This is a genomic window from Thalassotalea sp. PLHSN55, assembly GCF_052030545.1.
Lineage (GTDB): Bacteria > Pseudomonadota > Gammaproteobacteria > Enterobacterales > Alteromonadaceae > CANMXU01.
Window position 1 is genome coordinate 41,212 of sequence record NZ_JBPDIH010000007.1, and the last position, 21,317, is coordinate 62,528.

Genomic DNA, 21,317 nt, shown 5'->3' on the forward strand with positions numbered 1-21,317 from the left:
ATAAAAATGAATATTTTATTAAGTAATGACGATGGTGTGCACGCCTTAGGCATTAAAGTGCTTTATCAAGAGTTAAGCAAATTTGCCAATGTGACAGTCGTTGCGCCAGATAGAAACTGCAGTGGCGCGAGTAATTCGTTAACACTATTAAATCCGCTGCGCGCCGAGGTACTTGATAACGGTTTTATCTCTGTTAATGGTACGCCGACTGACTCAGTGCATTTAGGTATCAGTCAGTTAATGACATCGCCACCTGATTTAGTCGTTGCTGGTATCAATAAAGGTGCAAACCTTGGTGATGACACTTTGTATTCTGGTACGGTTGCTGCTGCGACAGAAGGTCGTCATATGGGCTTGCCAGCCGTTGCCGTGTCTTTAGTTGGCCATAAAGAAGCGCATTATCAAACCGCTGCGGTTGTTGCCGCACAATTAATCAAACGTTTAAAAGATCATCCGTTAAAAAGCGATCAAATACTTAATTTGAATGTGCCTGATGTTGAACTGGCAAAGCTTGAGGGGATTAAAGTTACACGTTTAGGGCATCGTCATAAAGCAGAAACGATGAAGAAAATGCAAGACCCTTGGCAACGTGATATCTATTGGTATGGGCTACTTGGCAAAGAGCTTGATGCTGGACCCGGTACAGACTTTGAAGCAATTTCACAAAATTATGCGTCGGTCACACCGTTAACTGTTGATATGACTGCGTATGCAAGTTTAGAAAAAATGACCGAATGGATCACCGATCTTTCACTATAAGAGTTGTAAAATGAACCTAAAACAAGGAACAAGAGCGGGCGGAAAGTCAAACCGTAGTGGTGAGCTTTTGGCGCAAAAATTACATGCAGAAGGCATCAAGAACCCTTATGTGCTTCAAGCGATAGCCCAAAGCCCACGCCACATATTTTTACCTGAAATATTAGCGCACAAAGCTTATGAAAATACAGCGTTGCCAATTGGGCAAGGGCAGACAATTTCACAGCCTTATATTGTCGCTAAAATGTCTGAGTTACTGCTTGAGAAAGGCATTCCTGAAAGTATTCTAGAAATTGGCACTGGCTCTGGTTATCAAACCTCAATTTTAGCGCAGCTCGTGCCTAAAGTATTTTCTGTTGAACGCATTAAATCGTTGCAATGGCAAGCCAAGCGCAGGCTACAAGCGATGGACTTACATAACGTTTCGATGAAGCATGGCGACGGTTGGCAAGGATGGAAAAGCAAAGCGCCTTTTGAAGCGATTATTGTCACCGCCGCGCCAACGTCTGTACCGCAAGCACTATTAGAGCAATTGGCTGACGGTGGTCGATTGGTTATTCCTGTTGGTGAAGAAACACAGGTATTAAAAATTATTACACGCAATGGCGACAGTTTTGACGAGCAACAAGTTGAAGCGGTTAAATTTGTACCACTAGTACCTGGAGCCTTGCTGTGAAAATATTTTCGGCATTATATGACTGGACCCTACGTTGGGCTGAACACAAGTTTGCGCCCAGAATGCTGGCGCTATTAACATTTGCGGAGTCAGTATTTTTTCCTATTCCACCCGACGTATTATTAGCCCCTATGGTATTAGCTAAGCCGCATCGTGCGTGGTCATTAGCGGCGTTAACAACTATCTCATCGGTGATTGGTGGAGCCGTCGGCTATGCGCTGGGTTATTTCATGTTTGAACCTTGGATCGAGCCCATTATTATTGAAACGGGCTACCAAGCTAAGTTCGATAAAATAATGACATGGTTTACCGAATGGGGTGTTTGGGTTGTGTTTATCGCAGGCTTTACGCCAGTGCCATATAAGTTATTTACCGTTACAGCGGGTTTGTTACAAATGGCATTTTTACCGTTTCTACTCGTATCGGCAGTTGGCCGCGGTATGCGCTTTTTCCTAGTCGCTGGTTTGATCAAATTAGGCGGTGACGCAATGGAGAAAAAATTACGCCAATGGGTTGATGTATTAGGCTGGTTAGTAGTAGGTTTAATTATTCTTGCTTATTTTTTAACGCGTTAACGCTTAATTATTGATGACCTATACCTGGCTACATAAAAATATTGGTAAATATTGGCTGGTGACTTTAGTCACATTGTTGTCTGCTTGTAGTAGCAGACATGCACCTGCGCCAGTTGTTGAAGGCCAAGGAAGTGTGCCCTTAAGTCAGCGTGTGAAAAGCAGTATCACAGGCACTGAGTACTTTGTTAAAAAAGGCGAAACCCTGTTCTCAATTGCGTGGCGCTCAAATACTGACATTCGTCACATAGCCTCGTTAAATAACCTTGCTCCTCCTTATCGTATATTCCCCGGTCAAAAATTAATTTTGGCTAAAAAAACGTCGCAGCCAAGTAAAAATAAGCGCTCTAGTGAAAGTTTACAAATAGAGCAACAAAAAGTGGTGAAAAAACCTGTTGCACAGAATAAAAAGCAGGCGTATGGTGGAAATGTAAGCGAACAAAAAACGAGCGATAAATCACCAACTAAGAGCAATTCGTCAACGAATTTTTCACAAAAAATTTCACGTTGGCAATGGCCGGTAAAAGGTAGAGTAATCGCCAATTTTTCTAGCTCACAGCAAGGCAATAAAGGAATTGATATCGCAGGTAATCGCGGTGATAGTATTCGAGCAGCAGCAAGTGGTAAGGTTGTATACGCTGGTAGCGCATTAAGAGGTTACGGTAAGTTAATTATAATTAAACATAATGACGACTACCTAAGTGCATATGCACATAACGATGCCCTATTAGTAAAAGAGCAACAAACAATTAAAGCTGGTCAAGTAATTGCAAAAATGGGAGATACAGGTGCTCAAAGAGTCATGCTTCATTTTGAAGTTCGCTTTCGAGGAAAACCAGTAAATCCACGGAAATATTTACCAAAATAATATAATAATTATAACAACATAATAATAAAAACGGAGTTAACGTGAACATTTAGTCGAATTGGTGCTTTTGCTTATAACGGGAGAAATAGCATGGGAATTGTAAAACAACAAAAAAAAACTGAAGCTAAAACCGCTTCGAAAAAGGCAACGGAAACTGCCACTAAAGCTCAGGATGAGAGCCCATCAAATTTAGATGCAACACAGTTGTATTTGAGCGAAATTGGTTTTTCACCACTACTAAGTGCCGAAGAGGAAGTCTACTTTTCTCGACTTGCATTAAAAGGTGACGAGCCCTCACGTAAAAGAATGATAGAAAGTAATTTACGCTTAGTCGTTAAAATTGCTCGACGTTACAATAACCGCGGCCTACCTTTACTTGACCTAATTGAAGAAGGCAATTTAGGCTTGATCAGAGCGGTAGAAAAGTTCGACCCAGAACGAGGCTTTCGTTTTTCAACATACGCGACATGGTGGATACGTCAAACTATTGAACGTGCCATTATGAATCAAACCCGTACCATACGCTTACCTATTCATGTTGTTAAAGAATTAAACATTTATTTACGCGCGGCACGTGAATTAATTCAAAAACTTGATCACGAACCAACCGCAGAAGATATCGCTGAAGCACTTGATAAGCCAGTAAAAGATGTCAGTAAAATGCTGCGCTTAAATGAAAAAATCACCTCTGTTGATAGCCCGTTTGCTGGTGATACTGAAAAAGCACTGCTAGATGTGATCCCTGATGAGAAAAGTGGCGGTCCAGAAAGCAAGTTGCAAAATGAAGATATTAAAAACAATATCGTGCACTGGCTAAATGAGCTAAATTCGAAACAACGCGAAGTATTAGCAAGACGTTTTGGTTTATTAGGTTATGAAGCGGCAACACTTGAATGTGTGGGTGTTGAAATTGGTTTAACAAGAGAGCGTGTTCGCCAAATTCAAGTTGAAGCGTTAAAACGCTTACGCGATATTCTTAAGCAACAAGATTTATCGATTGAAGCTATTTTTCAGGAATAGCCTTTAGTTGGGTTAGCTGGGTTAGTTGAGTTAGTTAAGGTGAATACCTTAAATAGACATTTAATTAACCCTAACAAAACAACGAAAATCAACGCAAAACAAAGCCAGCATAGTTGCTGGCTTTTTTAATGGTGCGATGCTTAGAGCGTGAATTAGTGCTAGTTAAACTTGGTCTTTTAATTGGTACAGTAAATCAAGCGCTTGTCTTGGGCTTAAATCGTTGATATCTGTACCTTGCAACGTTTCTACTACAGGGTGTGGTGCATCAATTAATGATAATTGCTGGCACGCTTGTTGTTGAAAGATATTATTATCTTCAGGTAATAGTGACGGTGCTTGTTGAGTTTCTAATTCACTTAATCGCTGTTTAGCACGTTGAATAACGGCTTTTGGCACACCAGCCAGCTGGGCAACTTGTAGGCCAAAGCTTTTACTGGCTGCGCCTTCTTGTACCGCATGCATAAAGATTATTTTGTCTTGATGCTCTATTGCGTCTAAATGCACATTCGCTAAATTATCGATATTATCGGCAAGTAAGGTTAACTCAAAATAGTGACTGGCAAACAAAGTAAATGCTTTGGTTTGGGTTGCCAACATTTCAGCACAGGCCCAAGCTAGTGATAACCCGTCATATGTGCTGGTGCCGCGACCAATTTCATCTAGTAAGACTAAACTTTCACTGGTGGCATTATGCAAAATATTGGCGGTTTCGGTCATCTCAACCATAAAGGTTGATCGCCCGCTAGCTAAATCATCAGAGGCGCCAATTCGAGTAAATATACGGTCAACAATGCCAATTGTTGCACTAGTTGCTGGCACGTAACAGCCAATATGCGCCAATAATACAATAAGCGCTGTTTGACGCATGTAGGTTGATTTACCGCCCATGTTTGGACCCGTAATGATCAGCATTTTACGTTGATCGGTTAATAACACCGGGTTGGCGATAAATGCTTCTGTGGTCATTTGTTCAACCACAGGGTGTCGACCACCGCTGATATCAATACCCGGCTCACGACATAGCTCAGGTTTAACATAATTTAAGCTTTCAGCGCGCTCGGCAAAATTATTTAACACATCAAGCTCTGCAAAGCTTACGGCTAGCTGTTGTAGCGTGACTAGTTCTGGCAAAATTAAGTCGAACAGTTCATCGTAAAGGCGTTTCTCTAGTGCTAAGAATTTACTTTGTGCGCTGAGTACGGTTTCTTCATGCTGCTTTAATTCTTCGGTAATAAAGCGTTCGTTGTTTTTCAGTGTTTGCCTGCGAATATAATGTTCGGGAACTTCATTAGCGGCACTGCGGCTAATTTCAATAAAGAAGCCATGAACTTTATTGTAACCAACTTTAAGCGTGTGAATACCGGTACGTTCTTTTTCACGTGCTTCTAGCTCTTCTAAAAACTGTGTTGCACCTTGGCTAAGATCTCTTAGTTTATCAAGCTCTGGATGATAACCAGGTGCGATAACGCCACCGTCACGGATCAGCACGGGTGGGTTATCAACTAAGGCACGCTCTAAAAGTTGCTGCATTTCGCCCATAGGCTGCATTTTTTGTGCAAAATTTTGCAATGTTAGCGCTGACTGCTCAGCTAATAGTTGTTGAAAAGAAGGCAGTTGTTGTATGGCGTTACGTAATCGAGCAAAGTCGCGCGGGCGGGCTGAACGCAGCGCGATACGAGCAACTATACGCTCGATATCGCCAAGCGGTTTTAATAGCTGTTCAAGCTCGGTAAATAAATCGGCGTCTAAAATGTCGCTAATGGTGTTTTGTCTTGCTGAAAGTAACTCAATATTACGTAGCGGAAAATGCAGCCATCGTTTGAGTAAACGAGAGCCCATGGGTGTCGATGTTTTATCTAACACCGATGCAAGGGTATTTTCTAAGCCGCCTTGTAAGTTTTGGGTTAGTTCTAAGTTTCGTCTGGTCGCTGCATCTAAGATCACTCCGGCATTAGCAGACTCTGCAATAATGGAGCGAATATGAGGCATGGCAGTACGTTGACTGTCTTTAACGTACTGAAATAAGCAACCAGCGGCTGACAAACCTAATGGGTGGTCGGTAACGCCAAAACCAGTCAATTCTTTGGTTTCAAACTGGGTATTTAATAGCTTATTGGCGGTGTCTAAATCAAACTCCCAATCAGAGCGGCGTCTTAAACCTTTATAGCCTTGAAACAATTCAGTATCGGTAAATGACTCATTATATAATAACTCAGCTGGGCTAAGGCGTTGTAGCTCTGCTTGTAGTTGCTCTTTGCTGCGCGGTTCAACGATGACAAAACGGCCACTGGTCATATCTAAGTACGATAAGCCAAAATTTTGTTTGTGTTGATAAATGGCAACAATTAAGTTGTCTTGTTTATCGGCTAATAATGCTTCGTCACTTACTGTGCCAGGAGTAACAATGCGAACGACCTTGCGCTCAACAGGACCTTTACTGGTAGCAGGATCGCCGATTTGTTCACAAATCGCGACCGACTCACCAAGTTGCACGAGTTTAACCAAATAATTGTCAACCGCATGATAAGGCACGCCAGCCATCGGAATGGCATTACCACCTGTTTTGCCGCGTGCGGTAAGGGAGATATCTAATAAGTCTGCTGCTTTTTTAGCATCATCAAAAAATAACTCGTAAAAATCGCCCATGCGATAAAAAACAAGAATGTTGGGAAATTCAGCCTTAATCGTTAAGTACTGACGCATCATAGGTGTGTGTGAAGATAAATCTGTCATGATAATATTGCACTTTTTAATCTTGGAGTGCTTGGTTATATTGGCTTTCATGCGTCATGTGCATTCTTATGAAAACTAATGTAGTACCTTGCAATCACGTGTAATTACATAAATTAGTGTAGGTGTTAATGTGGTTTTTAATTGTTATACTTATTTTGATAATAAAACCTACATAAATTTAATGTTAAAAATATTTCCGCAATGATACTTGGGATAAAAGGATAGAGCCAGTTATGAATTATCAGAATAAACCGTTAAATTCTGCAGTGATCAATAATATGAAACCTTCTGATAAAGATATTTCAGATACAGGAGAAAATAGGGGATTAAGAGTGACCTGTGGTAACGCAGGCACAAAGTCTTTCTTTTATCGATATACCAGTCCAATCACGAAAAAGTTAACCCAAATACAAATAGGGAGATTCCCGTCTACTTCACTAGCTGAAGCTCGGGTGAAACTTCAGGAGCTTAAGGTTATTCGTAAAGCAGAACGCTGTCCTGCTTTAGAGCTTAAGCAAGCTAAACAAGAGATAGAAAATAAGAAAAATAAAGAAGCATATAAAATGACGGTTAAAGCTGTTGTCGACCTTTATTTGAAACAATACATAGAAGATAGATTTATAGACGGTAAGCGCATTGAAGGAGCAAGAAAAAAGAAAGGGCAGTCAGAAACTAGACGAACCCTTTATGGTGATGCTGTTTTAGTCCTTGGTGATAGGTTTGCCGATGAAGTTACTCGAAAAGAGATTGTTAAGATGATTATGGCTATTGTTGAACGAGGCTCAAACGTTCAAGCGGGAAATGTACTGAGAGAACTGACAGCCGCTTATGAGTATTGTATTGGTTTGGAAAAGTTTGATGATGAATTTGCAAATCCGGCATTGTTAGCTAAAAACAGTTTGCGACAAGCCAAAGTTCGTTTAACGTCAAAAAAAGGGCAGCGGGTTTTATCAGATAAAGAATTGAGTAAGTTTTTACAATGGTTGCCAGGATGTTCCTTTACGCCTACTCAGAAGAATATCCTTAGGTTTACTCTCTGGACGGCTTGCCGAACAGGTGAAATATGCGATGCAGAGTGGGAAGATATCGATCTTGATAAAGGTATTTGGCATTTAAAAGCAACCAAAACAGAAATTGAGCGTTATGTTCAATTACCTCAACAAGCTGTAGATTTCTTGAAACAGTTAAAACTAGTCACTGGAAAATACCTATTCCCTTCTATTAAAACAGGGTTACCTATTCAACAAAAGTCGCTAACTGAGCAAGCGTGGCATATGAGGCGTGCTGAACGAATGATTGATATAGACCACTGGGTACCACATGATCTTCGTCGAACAGTTCGTACTGGTTTATCTCGTTTAGGTTGTCCTAGTGAAGTAGCCGAAGCGGCATTAGGGCATGCTCGAACGGGTATAGAAGGTACATATGATCTTCATAAATATGAGAGTGAATGTAAAGTCTGGCTTCAAAAATGGGCTGATTATATGGATCATATGCTAATAAAGTAGTTTATTAAAATTAAAGCCACTTGAGCGTGGCTATAGGTAGTGTTTAGAAATCTGTGTCATTTCAGTATTATTAAGAAAACAGGAATGACACATGACTCAATCTTTCGACTTCAACAAAGCATTAGCTGAACTACAATCCGGCAAAGGTTTAACTGGCAAAGATGGTGTTTTAACGCCACTCATTAAACAGTTAACCGAAGCAGCACTTAAAGCAGAGCTAGAACAACACCTAGAATCAGACCCTGAGCCTAATCGTAAGAACGGCTCTAGCAAGAAAACGGTTAAATCACCTGTAGGTCAGTTTGAACTTGAAACGCCAAGAGACCGCGCAGGTTCGTTTGAACCTCAGCTCGTTAAAAAAAATCAAACCAAGCTAACCGCTGAAATTGACCAGAAAATTCTATCCATGTTTGCGCTTGGCATGAGCTATCGTGATATTCGAAGTCACGTACAAGATATGTACGGCATAGAAGTATCAGAAGCTACCATCACAGGTGTAACTGACCAGTTAATACCGGAGCTTAAAGCTTGGCAATCTCGAAGCCTTGATACGCTGTACCCATTTATCTGGCTCGATGCTATTCATTATAAAATAAAGGAAAGTGGTCGTTATGTTAGCAAGGCAGTTTATACCGTACTCGGCATAAATATCGAAGGCCGCAAGGAATTACTTGGCCTGTACGTATCAGAAAGCGAAGGTGCTAATTACTGGTTGTCGGTATTAACTGATTTACACAATCGCGGTGTATCCGATATTTTAATCGCTTGCGTTGATGGGCTTAAAGGCTTCCCAGAGGCGATAGGCACTATCTACCCTGAAACAGAGGTTCAGCAGTGCATAATCCATCAAATTCGTAACTCGATGAAATACGTTGCTTCAAAGCACCAGAAAGCATTTATGGCTGATTTAAAGCCAGTTTACCGTGCCGCCACCAAAGATGGTGCAGAAGCAGCATTAGACGAGTTAGACGATAAATGGGGAAAGCTATATCCCATCGTTATCGCTTCTTGGCGTCGTAAATGGACAAATCTATCAGTTTACTTCAAGTACCCGGATTACGTGCGCAAAGCCATTTACACCACCAACGCTATCGAGGCCGTTCACCGCCAATTTAGAAAATTAACCAAGACCAAAGGTGCATTCCCTAATGAAAATAGCTTGATGAAATTGTTGTATGCGGGCATATTGAACGCTTCGAAGAAATGGACAATGCCAATCCATAGCTGGAATCTGACATTGTCGCAATTAGCCATCCACTTCGAAGGTAGGTTAGATGGCGTGCTAGATATTTAGCAATTTAGGCTGACACAGAATTCTGAACGCTCTCTGGCTATAGTTTTAAAGGAGGTTGTCAATTACCTTTTTTGATATTTGGTAATATTCAGAAATTTCTTTTGAATTTATATTTCCAGACCAAATTAAATCGCCTTCTTTGCTTAAATAAACTCTTCTTAATAAACGATTATATATAGCTAATCCTAGCCCTTTAGGAATATGTTCAAGCCACCTAGTTTTGTTAATAACGTGACCCCAAGTGCCTCTTTTTTTTAAGTAAAAAAACTTTAATATTCTGAAGAATATTTGGTTTGGCTTTTTGTAAAACTCTTGTGAAATTGGGCACCAATGTTCGTAGATTGTATTTTCGATGATAGCTTCAGCATGAGTAGTTAAGCATAAGTAACTTTTGTTTTTAGGTGGACTGCAAATAATAGTTGGCTGCTTTTTTCTTTGTTGAATAATTGTAATTTCATAAGACAAGTTGCTTAGTTTAATGATGTTTACTTCTTCCACTCTTACATTCCTAAAGTTGTTTTTTTAATGGAGTAAATCTAATTGTTATTTCAATCTATTTATACAAAAAGCAGGGAGTTAGTAAATAAAAGCAATGAATTAAAAATTGGGAGTTTGTAAAAAAATAACTTGATAAATTCATATGTAATACAATGCAATAACTAATTTTACTAACACCCACCTTTTTATATCTTTTCCATTTTTAAGCCTTTACTTTCGAGTTTGTTCAATATTGAGCGTACATTTAAAAGGTAAATTCTATGGAAAAAAATCAACTTATTCGCCCCCGTCAACTTGCAAAAAAATTAGGAATCAACTTGGTTACCCTATGGCGTTGGCGCAAACAAAATAAAATTCCTCAGCCTATCCAATTAGGTAGTCATTTAATTGCTTGGCGAGAATCGACAATAGAAGAGTGGTTGGCTGAGAAAGAGAAAACAGCATGATGACCTTTAAACCCTACGCACCGCTTGTGTTTCAACACTGCGTGTTGGGTGATTAAAAGTGATCAAGAATTTGCGCTAACACTGAAACCAGAAAAGGTGCAAATAATAACAAAACTTACTTTGAGCCCTTTAATTATAAGGATTTCAAAGATTCCTAATTAGGTAATTTAAAATGAAATATAAAAGCTTAACCCAAAAAGCGATAACGGCAAGGTTTTCAATATCTGAATACCAAAAAATAGAAGAGTTGGCAGAGCAAAACGGTAGCAACCTTGCTGAAGTAATTCGTGAGGCATGGAGAAGTTATAAAAAGAAAAATGACATAGCCAAAGAACTAGAAAGTTTAAAAGCTACTTTGTTAAAGCAAACGTTTGAAGTTTGTTCGGCAGTAGCTGGTTTAAGTGAAGACGAAAGAGTTGAAGCTATTTCTGAGCTGAAAGAACGTTTAGGAGGACTAGATCATGAGAGAGCTTAAAAATACACATCAGTTATGGCATTCAATAGCATTATTAACCTTCGTTCTAACGTTAATAAAGAGTTACTTTCTCATTAAATTCACATGGGAATTAGGTGCTGACTGGGGGGCTTTTGAAAATCATATAGAAGTTTTGGTTGTTGTTATACAAGAATTTTTTAAGTTGCAACTTACTAGCTTTCATCAGTACAAAGAATACATTACAGATAATAATTATGCTTTGAAATGGCTATTGCACATCTTAATACCTTTTATTATTTGTTTTGTGTCGTCCTTGTATATCTCATTTAAACTTTATTGGGTTGAAGGAGGGCTAGACTCGGCAATTCATATAAGTGGCAGTCGATTATACAAAGGTAAGTTTGCAATAAAACATGCGCGAAAATCATTGAAAAAGGATCTTAAAAAAAATAGAGATATTGGAGTTAGCCTACATCCTGAAATACTAGTAACTGAGGCCCAAGAAATTGGAAATATCTTAGTTGAAGGTGCGCAAGGCTCAGGTAAAAGTAACTTCGTAAAACCGGTGGTTAGGGAGATTTCAGACTCAGGCAATTGGATGCTTATCTACGATGCCAAAAGAGAGTATACGCCTTTGTTTTTCCAACAAGGGCATATGTTGCTTAGTCCTACAGATAAACGCTCAGTGTGTTGGGATATTGCAGCTGATGTAACAACTCCTGAAATAGCGTACGAAATAGCATCATGCTTTATTGCTAAATCAGATAAAGAACCTATTTGGGGCAATGGTGCACGGCTGCTTTTAACAGGTTGTATGGTTTCTCTTAATCATCTAAAAGAAAATTGGTCGTGGAATGATTTAAATACAATGCTTGATAAGCCTGTAGGTGAGCTTGAAGAGCTATTTACTAAGTATTACCCAAAGGCATCAAAACTAATTTCTGAAAATTCTAAAACCACTGATAGCTTTATTATGGAGTTAACAACACAATTAAGCTGGCTTGATGTTGTTGCTAAAGTTTGGACAAAAGACAGCAAGCCAAAGTTTAGCATTACCAAGTGGGTACAAGGACAATACAACGTCCAATCACTAATAATTGCTAATGATCCGAAATACTCAGCTGTATCTGCGCCACTTTGTTCGGCTGTTCTATCTTTAGTTGTTCGAGAAGTATTGTCTTTAGCAGATTGTGATAAACGTAAATTATGGTTTGTTTTGGATGAGCTTGCGGACTTGCCTAAAGCTAAAGCGCTTGAGAAATGGCTGTCTTTAGGACGTTCTAAGGGAGCTAGAACAATAGCAGGCACACAAAATATCAGTCAAATCCAAGATATTTATGGTGATAAAAATACTGAAACGTTAACTAGCTTATTTTCAAATATCATTACATTAAAAGTTGGTTCTTCAGCGGAAACGGCTAAAAAGGTAGCGGATAACTTGGGTAAGAGACTTGTTAAAAGGGCGACCATTAACTTTGATAAAGAGGGGAATAAAACGACCAGTTATCAACAAAGTGAGGAATATATTGTCCGCCCCGAGCAGCTTATGCAGTTGCCATCACCTGATAAAAAGGGCATTACTGGCTACTTGTCTGTGAGTGGTTGGAATGCAGTATATGAATTAGTTTGGCCTTACCCTGAATTAGAAAAAATAGCTGAAGCACATGTTCCCGTTGAGTTGAATGACTACAGTTTGGAAACTCTGGCGCGTGGGAGCCGAGGGAGAAAAAGGAAGTGTTAACCATTTCTCCAATCCGTAACATTAAATACTATTCCGATTTAGCTAAGGAAGATTATTATCTTGATGGCGGCGAGCCCAATGGTATATGGGCAGGCAAAGCCAGTAAATTACTTGATTTGTCGGGTGATGTAGAAACTGAAAGTTATATCAATGTTATGCATGGTTTTACACCAGACAAGCAATATAAGCTTTGTCAAAATGCAGGGAATGATAGACGTTATGGTTGGGACTTAACCTTTAGTGCGCCCAAGTCGGTTTCCGCTGCTTGGGCAAGAGCTAATAATGATTTGAAGCTGAAAATTCAACAAGCACACTTTAAGGGGGCTAAAGCTGCAATAGGCTTTATTGAAAATAATGCCGCAGTAACAAGGCGAAATAAACTAGGTCTTTTACGTGAAAAAGTAACAGGCTTAGTTTCTGCAACCTTTGAACATGCGACTAGTCGAGCACAAGATCCTCAACTCCATTCACATTGCTTAGTGGCTAATGCGGCACCGCGTGAGGATGGTAGTTGGGGAACCCTTGAAAGCCGAGATTTGTACCTGTGGCATAAAGCCGCAGGTACACTTTATCGTGCTGAATTGGCCGCACAACTTAGAGAGTTAGGTTTTGAAATAGAAAAAGATGGTGATGCTTTTAAGTTGCCAATTGTGCCTGATGAGATTTGTACTCATTACTCAAAGCGTGGAGAAATGATTAAAGCAGAGCTAGCAAAACGAGGTAATGCTAAAAGTTGCAGTAAAAGCGGTGATATTGCCGCTTTATCGACAAGAGTTAAAAAAGAGGATGTAAATCGTCCTGCTTTATATCAACAATGGCACCAAGAACTTGAGGAACTTGGCTTTACTGAAAACGACATACTAAAAGAGTTAACACAAGAAAAAACGCTTACTTGGCTAGATGAAATTGAAAAGCCAAATCTTGAATTAACGCTAGATACATTAGAAGAATATGTATCAAAACAAAAGTCAGTTTTCCGCATGCAAGACATTTACAAGTCGGCTGCGGAAATTGCTCAAACTTCAGGTGGTGGTGCTGAAAAAGCACAAGCTGTTGCTCAAAAGTTTATTGAGCAAAAATTTTGTATTTCATTAGGCTTAGATGAAAAGCATAACGCTTTATTTACGACTCAAGCGGTTATTGATAATGAAAAAGCTATGATTGCAGGAGCTAAACAGCTTCGTAAGCAAAGTAAATTTATGATCGATCATCATGCTATCGATACTGCTATTTTAGCTAAGTCATTTCCTTTATCTGAAGAGCAAAAAGAAGCGGTTTTTTCAGCGTGTCAAAACAATGCTTTTGATATTATTCAGGGCAGTGCAGGGGCAGGTAAATCAGCTCTTATGGACTGCGTTGGAAATGCTTATAAAAGCTCAGGGTATAAGGTTATAGGTTGTGCTATTGCCAAATCTGCTGCAAATAATTTAGCAGACGAAGCAAATATTGAAACCTTTACTATTGCCAAGTTATTAAAAGATAAATCACTAGCTGAAAACTCAATACTCATTGTTGATGAAGCAGGGCAGGTAAGCACTAAAGACTTACGCAAACTTATTGACCTTGTTAATAGAAAGAATAGCAAGTTAATTTTAGTTGGTGAAGACAAACAGCTTGATGCTATTGAACATGGTGGAGCATTAAAGTATTTATCACAACCTGAAATATTAGGTACCACAAGGGTAGAAACTATAAAGCGCCAACGTGAGACGTGGGCAAGGGAAGTTGTTGCTGATTTTCGTGATGGTAAAGCAGAGAAAGCCTTAAGAGTATTAGATGAAAAAGGTTTGCTGAACTTTTCTGAGGATGCAGAACAAACTAAAAATTTGTTAATTGAAAAGTGGAATCATTATCGAGTTAATAACCCTGACAAAAAGTCATTAATATTAGCGCAACGTTGGCAAGACGTGACGCAACTAAATGATAAGGTGCGTTCAATACTGCAAGCTGAAGGTAAAATTCATAGCAAGGAATTATCAATTAAATGCTCTGTTAGCGGTAAAGCTTTTACTAATAAGTTTGCCATTGGTGAGCGTATACGCCTGACAAAAAATGATTACTCTAAAAACTTATCAAATGGTGATTTGGGCAATATTGTTGATATTCAAGCTCAAATTGATGGCAGCTATAATTTTAAAGTGAAACTAGATAACGGTAATAAAGTAATCATTAACACTGATGAATATTGTAATGACGATGGTCATTTATATATGGCCCAAGCTTATGCGATGACTGTCTACTCAAGCCAAGGGCTAACAATTGATGGTGATGTTTTTGTTTATTACACGAGTGGCATGGATAGAGCTAACACGTATGTAGCTTGCTCGAGACAAAAAGATAATTGTCACTTGTTTGTGACCGCAAAAGAGTTAATCAATTTATCGAATGGTAAAACTAAGCAGAGTCAATTATCTCAATTTATAGGAACTACTAATATAAATAAATTGGCAACAGAATATTTAAACGAAAAGGTCAATAAAGTAGTAATAGGGTTAGAAGTTGAATATTAACAGGAAGCTTAAAATACATTGATATGAATATACCCTAATTGGCTAAATTGGTTCAGCTGCTGTGGTCAACACAATGCATTAGAGGGACGAGTAAAAATGTTGTTACATGCTGTAATGTGTGATTAATTTTCTATGTGCATTTGTAATTGCAATAGTGTAATCTTCTTGTCGTTATTCCATGCAGTAAGTATATAGAATATTTTCTCTTTTTTATCATGATGTTGAAAGTGATTTCTTTGGATTATTAGTTCGAAATAAGCTGTTGGAAGTTTTTCATATTTACATAGGGTAGTGTAATTAATGCCATTAGAATTTCATCTTGAACGCTTACTCGTTAAGCGTATTAAAAATCACAAAAACGGAACTACGTTTCTGTTTGGTGCAGCTCTTAGCCAAGCTCACAATGGTGGCGCTGGTATTCCCAATGTAGATGGTGTACTTAATTTCATAGAGGGGTATGTGCAAAAGCAAGATGACCCTGAGGATTTGTCTGATTATCAAGAAGAGCTAAAAGCTGCAGTACCCCAAGAAAAATACCAACAGGCTTTCAAGTTTATTGCTGGTTCTTATGGCCAAAGTGCTGTCAATGAAATTGTCCGAAGTGTTGTAGAAAGCAATATAGATGACAATGGAAATCATTGTATTCCGCAAGCGGTTAAAGACTTCGTTTCAGGTGTCAAAAATAAAAATTTTCGCGTTGATAACATCGTAACAACGAACTTTGACACCTTACTGGAAGAAGAATTTAACAACCAAGGTATCCCATACAATTCATTCAGTGTTGTTGCTGATACCCAATTACCAAATAAGATTAATGGGAACATCAATATTTATCACCTGCATGGGATCTGGAATCAAGGTGATACTATGCATACGACCAGTCAATTGCAGCAGAGTAGAGCACGTATTGAAATGTCTCTACAGAACCTTGTGGGCGATGACCTTGTTGTTATCATGGCATATGGTGGTTGGGAAGATAGTTTCACCCGTTCATTAGCAACAGTTGTCACTAACTCCAATGCCGATTATGACCTACTTTGGAGTTTCTATGAATCTGAACCTGCTAAGATCGAGTATGAAAGACAAGATTTATTTACCACCCTTGAAGATGCAATTTCTCGTGGTCGTGTACAGTTCTATAGCGGAATAGATTGCAATACTACGTTTGATAAGCTTTGTCAGGTCAACGGGCTTAAAAAAAAAGAGCTGAAAAGCACGAGTTAGAGCGTCAGCTCCAAGAAACGGTAAACTTCTATGATATAGAGGACAGGGGCTACAATCGCAATGTTCGAAAACAAACATTTCAAGACTCATTAACCTTCCTCCATGCTAGCAACGCTTTGTCTATTAGTGCTCCACTAGGTTATGGGGTTTATGACTTTATTTCATCATTTAGACATAGCCTTGATAAGCAGAGACCAATATTTTTACGAATTGATTGCTCTGAGTCGCTCACAAAAGCTCAAGTAGAAAATCAGATTAAAACAGCGACTAATCAGCCTTTGTCTCAGCTGATCTTCCTTTTCAGCACAAAAGCGGACGAAGAGGTGTATTTCATCATTTTTGATAACATAAAGAGCAAAATGAATGCAGACGCTCTTATGTATCTCGCCAACTTACCTGACTCGCTTCCTGAATTTGGTAAAAACATTTTTTTCATTTTTTCATCAAGTGTTACCATAAAGCAGTTCAGAAATTTTCATGTAGAGTTAGAGGCACTTACTTTGCACGAGAGTCAGCTGATTTTGAACGATAGATTTGACTGGGCACAGTTTACTCAATCGCAAGTAGCGCAGATCCATGACCGATCCGAGGGTGTAACTGATAAGCTTGAACAAATAATGGATTTCCTTGAGAATAGCTCTGTAGAAGAAGTTCTGGCTCATGATGATATCTTTGATGATGATTTTCACCTTGCTCACATTCCTAAAACAACGCTTAACCAGATAGATATACTGTTTACTGAACCATCGAAAGAGTTGACACTGAAGATGTTAAATATTCTTTCAATTTTGAAAAGTGGAGAGACTTTAACCAATCTTACGAGAGACAAGCTGGGTGCTGGACTCAACCCTAAACATGTACAGGAATTGGTTAGGTTTGAGTTAGCCACGACTTTCAGGATTGATTCTTCGACCACCATCATCAAAATTAACCCTATCATTAAAGACTACATACTTAGCAAAATGTCTAAAGAAGATATTTTCAGAATCTCCACTGCTTACTTGAAAGTGACTGTAATTCCCACAAAGTCTGGAGTAAAACTTAGCTCACTCAATCGAAAGGTCTACCAAACTGGCTACAGCACAGAAGAAGATAATACAGGTACATTGCTTCTTTACAATATTGAATCTTGCTTGCAGAACATGAGATACAACGAAAGAGTAGGAGATAGTAATGAGATGAACGAAAGGAGGTTAAATAAACTCCGTTTCTATAGTAGCTCTTATATTTACATACTACGTAATTCCGATCGCTATTCTGAAACGATTTCGGCTGCAGAACTATTGCTCGATACTGTCAAAGAAATCGATCAAGACAATCTATACAAGTATTACATGCATATGGCTTCAGCGTACAGGATGAAGGCAAACTATACTGAAGCAAAGAAGTATCTAGACCTCTGTGAAGAGCTATGTCCTGATGATGATAAAGGGACACTTGATACTATTTTCATTGAGCGTTTATATCTCCTTGAAAGTACGGATATTGACGCGGCGATTGCTTTCGCCAAAACACACAAAAGCGAATATCACAAGACATCAGTAGCCTTCATCTTATCCGATGTAATTCTTGCTGAAACGAAAGGTGCCGATGAACGATTTAAAACTTTAGTCAGATTGGAGAAACGTGCAAGAAAACTTAAGCATTTCACTTTAGCCAACAACATCTTGTTCACAATTAACAATGAGCGCAGCAATGTTGAAAAAATCAAGCAACTAGATAAGGCTATCGAGTCAGATAGGAGTGGTTACAATTTCTGTCGGGCAACTATTTACAAGCATCAAGCGCTGGTGGAAAGTGGTATGTATGATCGTATCAAAGATCAAGATATCAATGACTTATCTAATATCTATAATTACTTATTTAGGCAGAAATTCGATACACTGTTCACCAAGTGCCATAAACTATTGTGGGATATTGCAGCCTATCGTCAGCGCCAAGATATTATCTACACGATTTATTATAAAGGTACGATTGTTTGGAGACTGAACTCAGACCTTAAAAATGAAGAAAAGTACCTTACTCTATTTCAAGATTTTGAAGCGATGACACCGCTAAATGGTTTAGCACACAAGACTGGATGATTCTGGCAGAATACTCTTTTACCTTTTTCTAGGGTGTTTTCATATTTAAATTAAGTGATAGATTATTTTTTGACTCAATTTTTCCAAACGTGCTAGGGCTAAGATCCGCAGTTCGCCAGAGCTGCTTGTCAGATTAGATAAACCTGCTCATCAAAACTTTTTGTTTTTTATCTATATAAATTTTAATGTGTAGGTGTAAGTGTGTGTTTTCTAGGTTTTTATTTTAAGTTATTGTTATTTAATGGGTTTGCTCCTGCGCATCATAGGTGTGTGTGAAGATAAATCGGGTGTTGAAATAGTCATGAATAAATGAGCAAAGTCTTTTAATTATTAGCAAATGCAATGGGTAATTATGCCACAGCCAAGCGAATAAAATCATCGCTAATTGTGTTTAATCACTCGATAAAATGTCGCAATTTAATTTATTGCCATTGAGTTGTTAGCGAAGTTGACCCAAAGTTCGGTTCGTTGTCGTGGTAGGTCTTCTATAATTAAAGGGTTTTTCAGGTGGATAGCAGTTCTTTTTTGCGCGCTAACTTTACTGACAATATCGCCATAATAGTGATTAAATAACTGCTGAAAACTGCCGTCATTGATTGCCATTTCAAAACCAAGTGCAATATCGCTAGCAAGTTCGTTATTGTCTTTGTTTACGTAAAACACTGACGCGGTAGGGTAATGGATTAAAACATGGGGCTCGATGGCTATTTGAAGATCTTGATGCGCATCATATTCCCAAAATACTTCTAATACTGAGCGAGGAAAATAATCAAAACGCTTCTTATTTAGCATGTGAAATAAGCCTACATAATCGCTGCCTTTTTCGACGCGAATATTGTTATGTTCAATTATTTTGGTGTCGGACCAACTGTGTAATTGTCCGGGGATATATTTTTTAAACTGTGATAGTGATGGCGCAGGTGAAAACAAATGTTCGTTGTCTTGGTGAACAAGCGGAATACGCCAGCCAAACAAACCTTTATAAATTGGATACCTAATGGGTTTTAATATTTTTTCGCGTGCCTTGGTAGCACCAGCGACGATTATATCGACATCTTCGTTATTAGCGATCATTCGAAATATGCGCAATTTAGGGACATCGACATTTTGAAATGTTAGTCGATAGTTTTTATTTGGGGAATAACTTAGTAAATGACTAAGCAATGCGGTGCTGTAATCTTCGCGCTCGTTACCTGACATCACAATATCTTTGGCATTAGTTATAGGGCTAACCGCAGCCGTTAATAATGTCACTAAGATACAAACATATAATCGCACAGATAATTCCTTCCAAAAAAATGAGTATGCACTATTGGTTAGCATCAGATCAAGCCGAGCGACTATTTAGTTGGGCGTAGGTTAGAGCGTGTTGATCTTTCAAGTTTGTTTTTGCAGCAGTTTGTTGGGTATTTATACAAGGCGGTGCTTTTGATGTGTGGTTATTCCACATGATAAAGCACCAACACCGTATAAATGACAACAAACGCTGTCCGAAGGATTCGGCTAAAAGCTTTTTACTCTTTGTTACCTACATGGATGCAGGTACTTAGGTTACGTCTGGAACTTGTAACCTGTGTGAGGTGTTTTGCTTAGATGACTAGGCAACAAACCTCACGCCGCGATTAAAACGCTTTTATCTCGAACAAAATTCAAACAGCAAAGATCAACACGCTCTAGTTAAACAAATAATGATCTATGGCAAAGCATTAACCTGCGGCTACCGTTACATTAGCCGCCATTATTTAACTATCAAATTCAGCATTGCAATTATGAGAGTCATTCCACAATATGCCGAAAAATTGGCTGATGGTCATCCGGTAAAAGTTTACTTTCAAGAAAGTGAATTGATTATATCAATACTTAAAGAACTACTATCGGTAGAGATAAGCGAAGATTTTCAGCAGTTCTATAACTTATTTAATCAGCTAGCCGATATTGAAAAACGCTTTGCCCGTAAAGAAAATCAATTATTTCCGTATTTAGAAAAACATGGTTGGACAGGCCCAAGTAAGGGCATGTGGGCATTTCATGACAAAATACGTGATACATTTCGTAGCGCTCGAACAGCCATAGAGCAAAAAGATTATGATCGAGTTAATCAATTAGTCTATTTAATTACTGATGACCTGCAAGGTTTGCTTCATATTGAAGAAGTTAGGTTATTTCCTAATGCACTTGAGCTTTTATCAGAACAAGAATGGCAAGAAATGGGTGCAGGTGATAGTGAAATTGGCTGGATGTTAGCGCACGAACCAGCGCCATATCCCGAACAAGACTATGTTCACCCAGGAGAAGATCGCCGTAAAAGACGATTACCTTTTTCGACACAAGACCTCATTAAAATGGATGAAGGCTACATGAGCACAGAGCAGCTTAATTTAATGCTGAAATTCATGCCGGTCGATCTCACTTATGTTGATGAAAATGATCATGTGATTTTTTATAACCGAGGTGAAAATCGAGTCTTCCCACGTTCGGCAGGCATTATTGGACGTGAAGTTAAATTTTGTCATCCACCTAAGTCAGTTAATGTTGTGCTTGATATTGTTGAAGCATTTAAAGCGGGCACGCAAGATAACGCTGAATTTTGGATAGACTTTAAAGATCGTAAAATTCATATTCGTTATTTTGCCATTCGAAATGAAGAAGGTGATTACAAAGGCGTTATTGAAATGTCGCAAGATATCACTGATATTTTAAAAATTGACGGTCAAAAGCGATTACTTGAATGGCAATAGGCAATCTGCAGAGTTACAGCATTTATTAAGAAACTCATACTGTAACTCATACTGTACTTAACACTGTAAGTAATACTGTGTATCTCGAAAAAAAGACATTAGTAACTTTTTAACTGAAAATTTTAAAAAGTTACTAATGTCTTTTTTTTATTTATTTTTCAATGAAATAAAAGTATCGTCAGTTTGATTTTTTTTAGGAAATAAAAAAGTTTG

17 protein-coding genes are annotated in these 21,317 nt (G+C 38.6%); 14 read left to right on the forward strand and 3 right to left on the reverse strand.

Annotated elements, in window-relative coordinates; all coding sequences use genetic code 11:
- The first annotated feature begins 6 nt into the window (after nt 1–6).
- The 5 genes from surE to rpoS all read left to right on the forward strand — a co-directional run bounded on the left by surE (nt 7) and on the right by rpoS (nt 3,892).
- Complete coding sequence (surE, locus tag ACRRSQ_RS14280) at nt 7–759, forward strand: 5'/3'-nucleotidase SurE (protein ID WP_440876434.1); 753 nt, start codon at nt 7–9, stop codon at nt 757–759.
- Nucleotides 760–769: 10 nt separating this feature from the next.
- Nucleotides 770–1,432: a protein-L-isoaspartate(D-aspartate) O-methyltransferase gene (locus ACRRSQ_RS14285; protein ID WP_440876435.1), complete on the forward strand. Its 663-nt coding sequence runs from the start codon at nt 770–772 to the stop codon at nt 1,430–1,432.
- Nucleotides 1,429–2,007: a YqaA family protein gene (locus ACRRSQ_RS14290; protein ID WP_440876436.1), complete on the forward strand. Its 579-nt coding sequence runs from the start codon at nt 1,429–1,431 to the stop codon at nt 2,005–2,007. Before ACRRSQ_RS14285 ends, ACRRSQ_RS14290 begins: the two co-directional genes overlap by 4 nt.
- Nucleotides 2,008–2,020: 13 nt before the next feature.
- Complete coding sequence (locus ACRRSQ_RS14295; protein WP_440876653.1) at nt 2,021–2,872, forward strand: peptidoglycan DD-metalloendopeptidase family protein; 852 nt, start codon at nt 2,021–2,023, stop codon at nt 2,870–2,872.
- A 90-nt stretch (nt 2,873–2,962) separates the two neighbouring features.
- On the forward strand, nt 2,963–3,892 hold the full coding sequence (gene rpoS, locus ACRRSQ_RS14300) for an RNA polymerase sigma factor RpoS (RefSeq protein WP_440876437.1): 930 nt from the start codon (nt 2,963–2,965) through the stop codon (nt 3,890–3,892).
- Between the two features lie 162 nt (nt 3,893–4,054).
- Here the strand turns inward: rpoS and mutS are convergent, their stop codons facing one another.
- Nucleotides 4,055–6,625 carry a DNA mismatch repair protein MutS gene (mutS, locus tag ACRRSQ_RS14305; protein ID WP_440876438.1) on the reverse strand — a complete coding sequence of 857 codons (2,571 nt, stop codon included), beginning with the start codon at nt 6,623–6,625 and terminating at the stop codon, nt 4,055–4,057.
- Nucleotides 6,626–6,858: 233 nt separating this feature from the next.
- Here mutS and ACRRSQ_RS14310 point away from each other — a divergent pair, with 233 nt between their 5' ends.
- On the forward strand, nt 6,859–8,133 hold the full coding sequence (locus ACRRSQ_RS14310) for a tyrosine-type recombinase/integrase (RefSeq protein WP_440876439.1): 1,275 nt from the start codon (nt 6,859–6,861) through the stop codon (nt 8,131–8,133).
- Between the two features lie 91 nt (nt 8,134–8,224).
- Nucleotides 8,225–9,427 (forward strand): IS256 family transposase, encoded by a 1,203-nt coding sequence (locus ACRRSQ_RS14315; RefSeq protein WP_440876440.1) that lies wholly within the window; start codon nt 8,225–8,227, stop codon nt 9,425–9,427.
- 45 nt (nt 9,428–9,472) lie between these two features.
- Here ACRRSQ_RS14315 and ACRRSQ_RS14320 read toward each other — a convergent pair whose 3' ends face one another.
- On the reverse strand, nt 9,473–9,925 hold the full coding sequence (locus tag ACRRSQ_RS14320) for a hypothetical protein (protein WP_440876441.1): 453 nt from the start codon (nt 9,923–9,925) through the stop codon (nt 9,473–9,475).
- Nucleotides 9,926–10,185: 260 nt separating this feature from the next.
- Here ACRRSQ_RS14320 and ACRRSQ_RS14325 point away from each other — a divergent pair, with 260 nt between their 5' ends.
- The 6 genes from ACRRSQ_RS14325 (at nt 10,186) to ACRRSQ_RS14350 (ending at nt 18,366) form a co-directional block, all read left to right on the forward strand.
- On the forward strand, nt 10,186–10,371 hold the full coding sequence (locus tag ACRRSQ_RS14325; protein ID WP_440876442.1) for a helix-turn-helix transcriptional regulator: 186 nt from the start codon (nt 10,186–10,188) through the stop codon (nt 10,369–10,371).
- Between the two features lie 172 nt (nt 10,372–10,543).
- On the forward strand, nt 10,544–10,846 hold the full coding sequence (locus ACRRSQ_RS14330; protein WP_440876443.1) for a hypothetical protein: 303 nt from the start codon (nt 10,544–10,546) through the stop codon (nt 10,844–10,846).
- The gene (locus tag ACRRSQ_RS14335; RefSeq protein WP_440876444.1) at nt 10,833–12,548 is read left to right on the forward strand and encodes a type IV secretion system DNA-binding domain-containing protein; all 1,716 of its coding nucleotides are present in this window, start codon (nt 10,833–10,835) and stop codon (nt 12,546–12,548) included. The genes ACRRSQ_RS14330 and ACRRSQ_RS14335 overlap by 14 nt, the downstream gene beginning before the upstream one ends.
- On the forward strand, nt 12,542–15,058 hold the full coding sequence (gene mobF, locus ACRRSQ_RS14340; RefSeq protein WP_440876445.1) for a MobF family relaxase: 2,517 nt from the start codon (nt 12,542–12,544) through the stop codon (nt 15,056–15,058). Before ACRRSQ_RS14335 ends, mobF begins: the two co-directional genes overlap by 7 nt.
- A 300-nt stretch (nt 15,059–15,358) precedes the next feature.
- A complete protein-coding gene (locus tag ACRRSQ_RS14345; RefSeq protein ID WP_440876446.1) occupies nt 15,359–16,282 on the forward strand; it encodes an SIR2 family protein in 924 nt (307 codons plus the stop codon).
- 116 nt (nt 16,283–16,398) lie between these two features.
- Nucleotides 16,399–18,366, forward strand: coding sequence for a hypothetical protein (locus ACRRSQ_RS14350; protein ID WP_440876447.1), 1,968 nt, complete (start codon nt 16,399–16,401; stop codon nt 18,364–18,366).
- 417 nt (nt 18,367–18,783) lie between these two features.
- Here the strand turns inward: ACRRSQ_RS14350 and ACRRSQ_RS14355 are convergent, their stop codons facing one another.
- Complete coding sequence (locus ACRRSQ_RS14355) at nt 18,784–19,644, reverse strand: hypothetical protein (protein WP_440876448.1); 861 nt, start codon at nt 19,642–19,644, stop codon at nt 18,784–18,786.
- Between the two features lie 491 nt (nt 19,645–20,135).
- Here ACRRSQ_RS14355 and ACRRSQ_RS14360 point away from each other — a divergent pair, with 491 nt between their 5' ends.
- A complete protein-coding gene (locus ACRRSQ_RS14360) occupies nt 20,136–21,104 on the forward strand; it encodes a DUF438 domain-containing protein (RefSeq protein WP_440876449.1) in 969 nt (322 codons plus the stop codon).
- Nucleotides 21,105–21,317 lie beyond the last annotated feature (213 nt).

Coding starts and splice junctions, on each gene's coding strand:
- ACRRSQ_RS14330 (WP_440876443.1), top strand. CDS start 10,544: ATGAAATATAAAAGCTTAACCCAAAAAGCGATAACGGCAAGGTTTTCA.
- ACRRSQ_RS14315 (WP_440876440.1), top strand. CDS start 8,225: ATGACTCAATCTTTCGACTTCAACAAAGCATTAGCTGAACTACAATCC.
- ACRRSQ_RS14285 (WP_440876435.1), top strand. CDS start 770: ATGAACCTAAAACAAGGAACAAGAGCGGGCGGAAAGTCAAACCGTAGT.
- ACRRSQ_RS14295 (WP_440876653.1), top strand. CDS start 2,021: ATGACCTATACCTGGCTACATAAAAATATTGGTAAATATTGGCTGGTG.
- ACRRSQ_RS14325 (WP_440876442.1), top strand. CDS start 10,186: ATGGAAAAAAATCAACTTATTCGCCCCCGTCAACTTGCAAAAAAATTA.
- surE (WP_440876434.1), top strand. CDS start 7: ATGAATATTTTATTAAGTAATGACGATGGTGTGCACGCCTTAGGCATT.
- ACRRSQ_RS14345 (WP_440876446.1), top strand. CDS start 15,359: ATGCCATTAGAATTTCATCTTGAACGCTTACTCGTTAAGCGTATTAAA.
- mutS (WP_440876438.1), bottom strand. CDS start 6,625: ATGACAGATTTATCTTCACACACACCTATGATGCGTCAGTACTTAACG.
- ACRRSQ_RS14335 (WP_440876444.1), top strand. CDS start 10,833: ATGAGAGAGCTTAAAAATACACATCAGTTATGGCATTCAATAGCATTA.
- ACRRSQ_RS14360 (WP_440876449.1), top strand. CDS start 20,136: ATGAGAGTCATTCCACAATATGCCGAAAAATTGGCTGATGGTCATCCG.
- rpoS (WP_440876437.1), top strand. CDS start 2,963: ATGGGAATTGTAAAACAACAAAAAAAAACTGAAGCTAAAACCGCTTCG.
- ACRRSQ_RS14310 (WP_440876439.1), top strand. CDS start 6,859: ATGAATTATCAGAATAAACCGTTAAATTCTGCAGTGATCAATAATATG.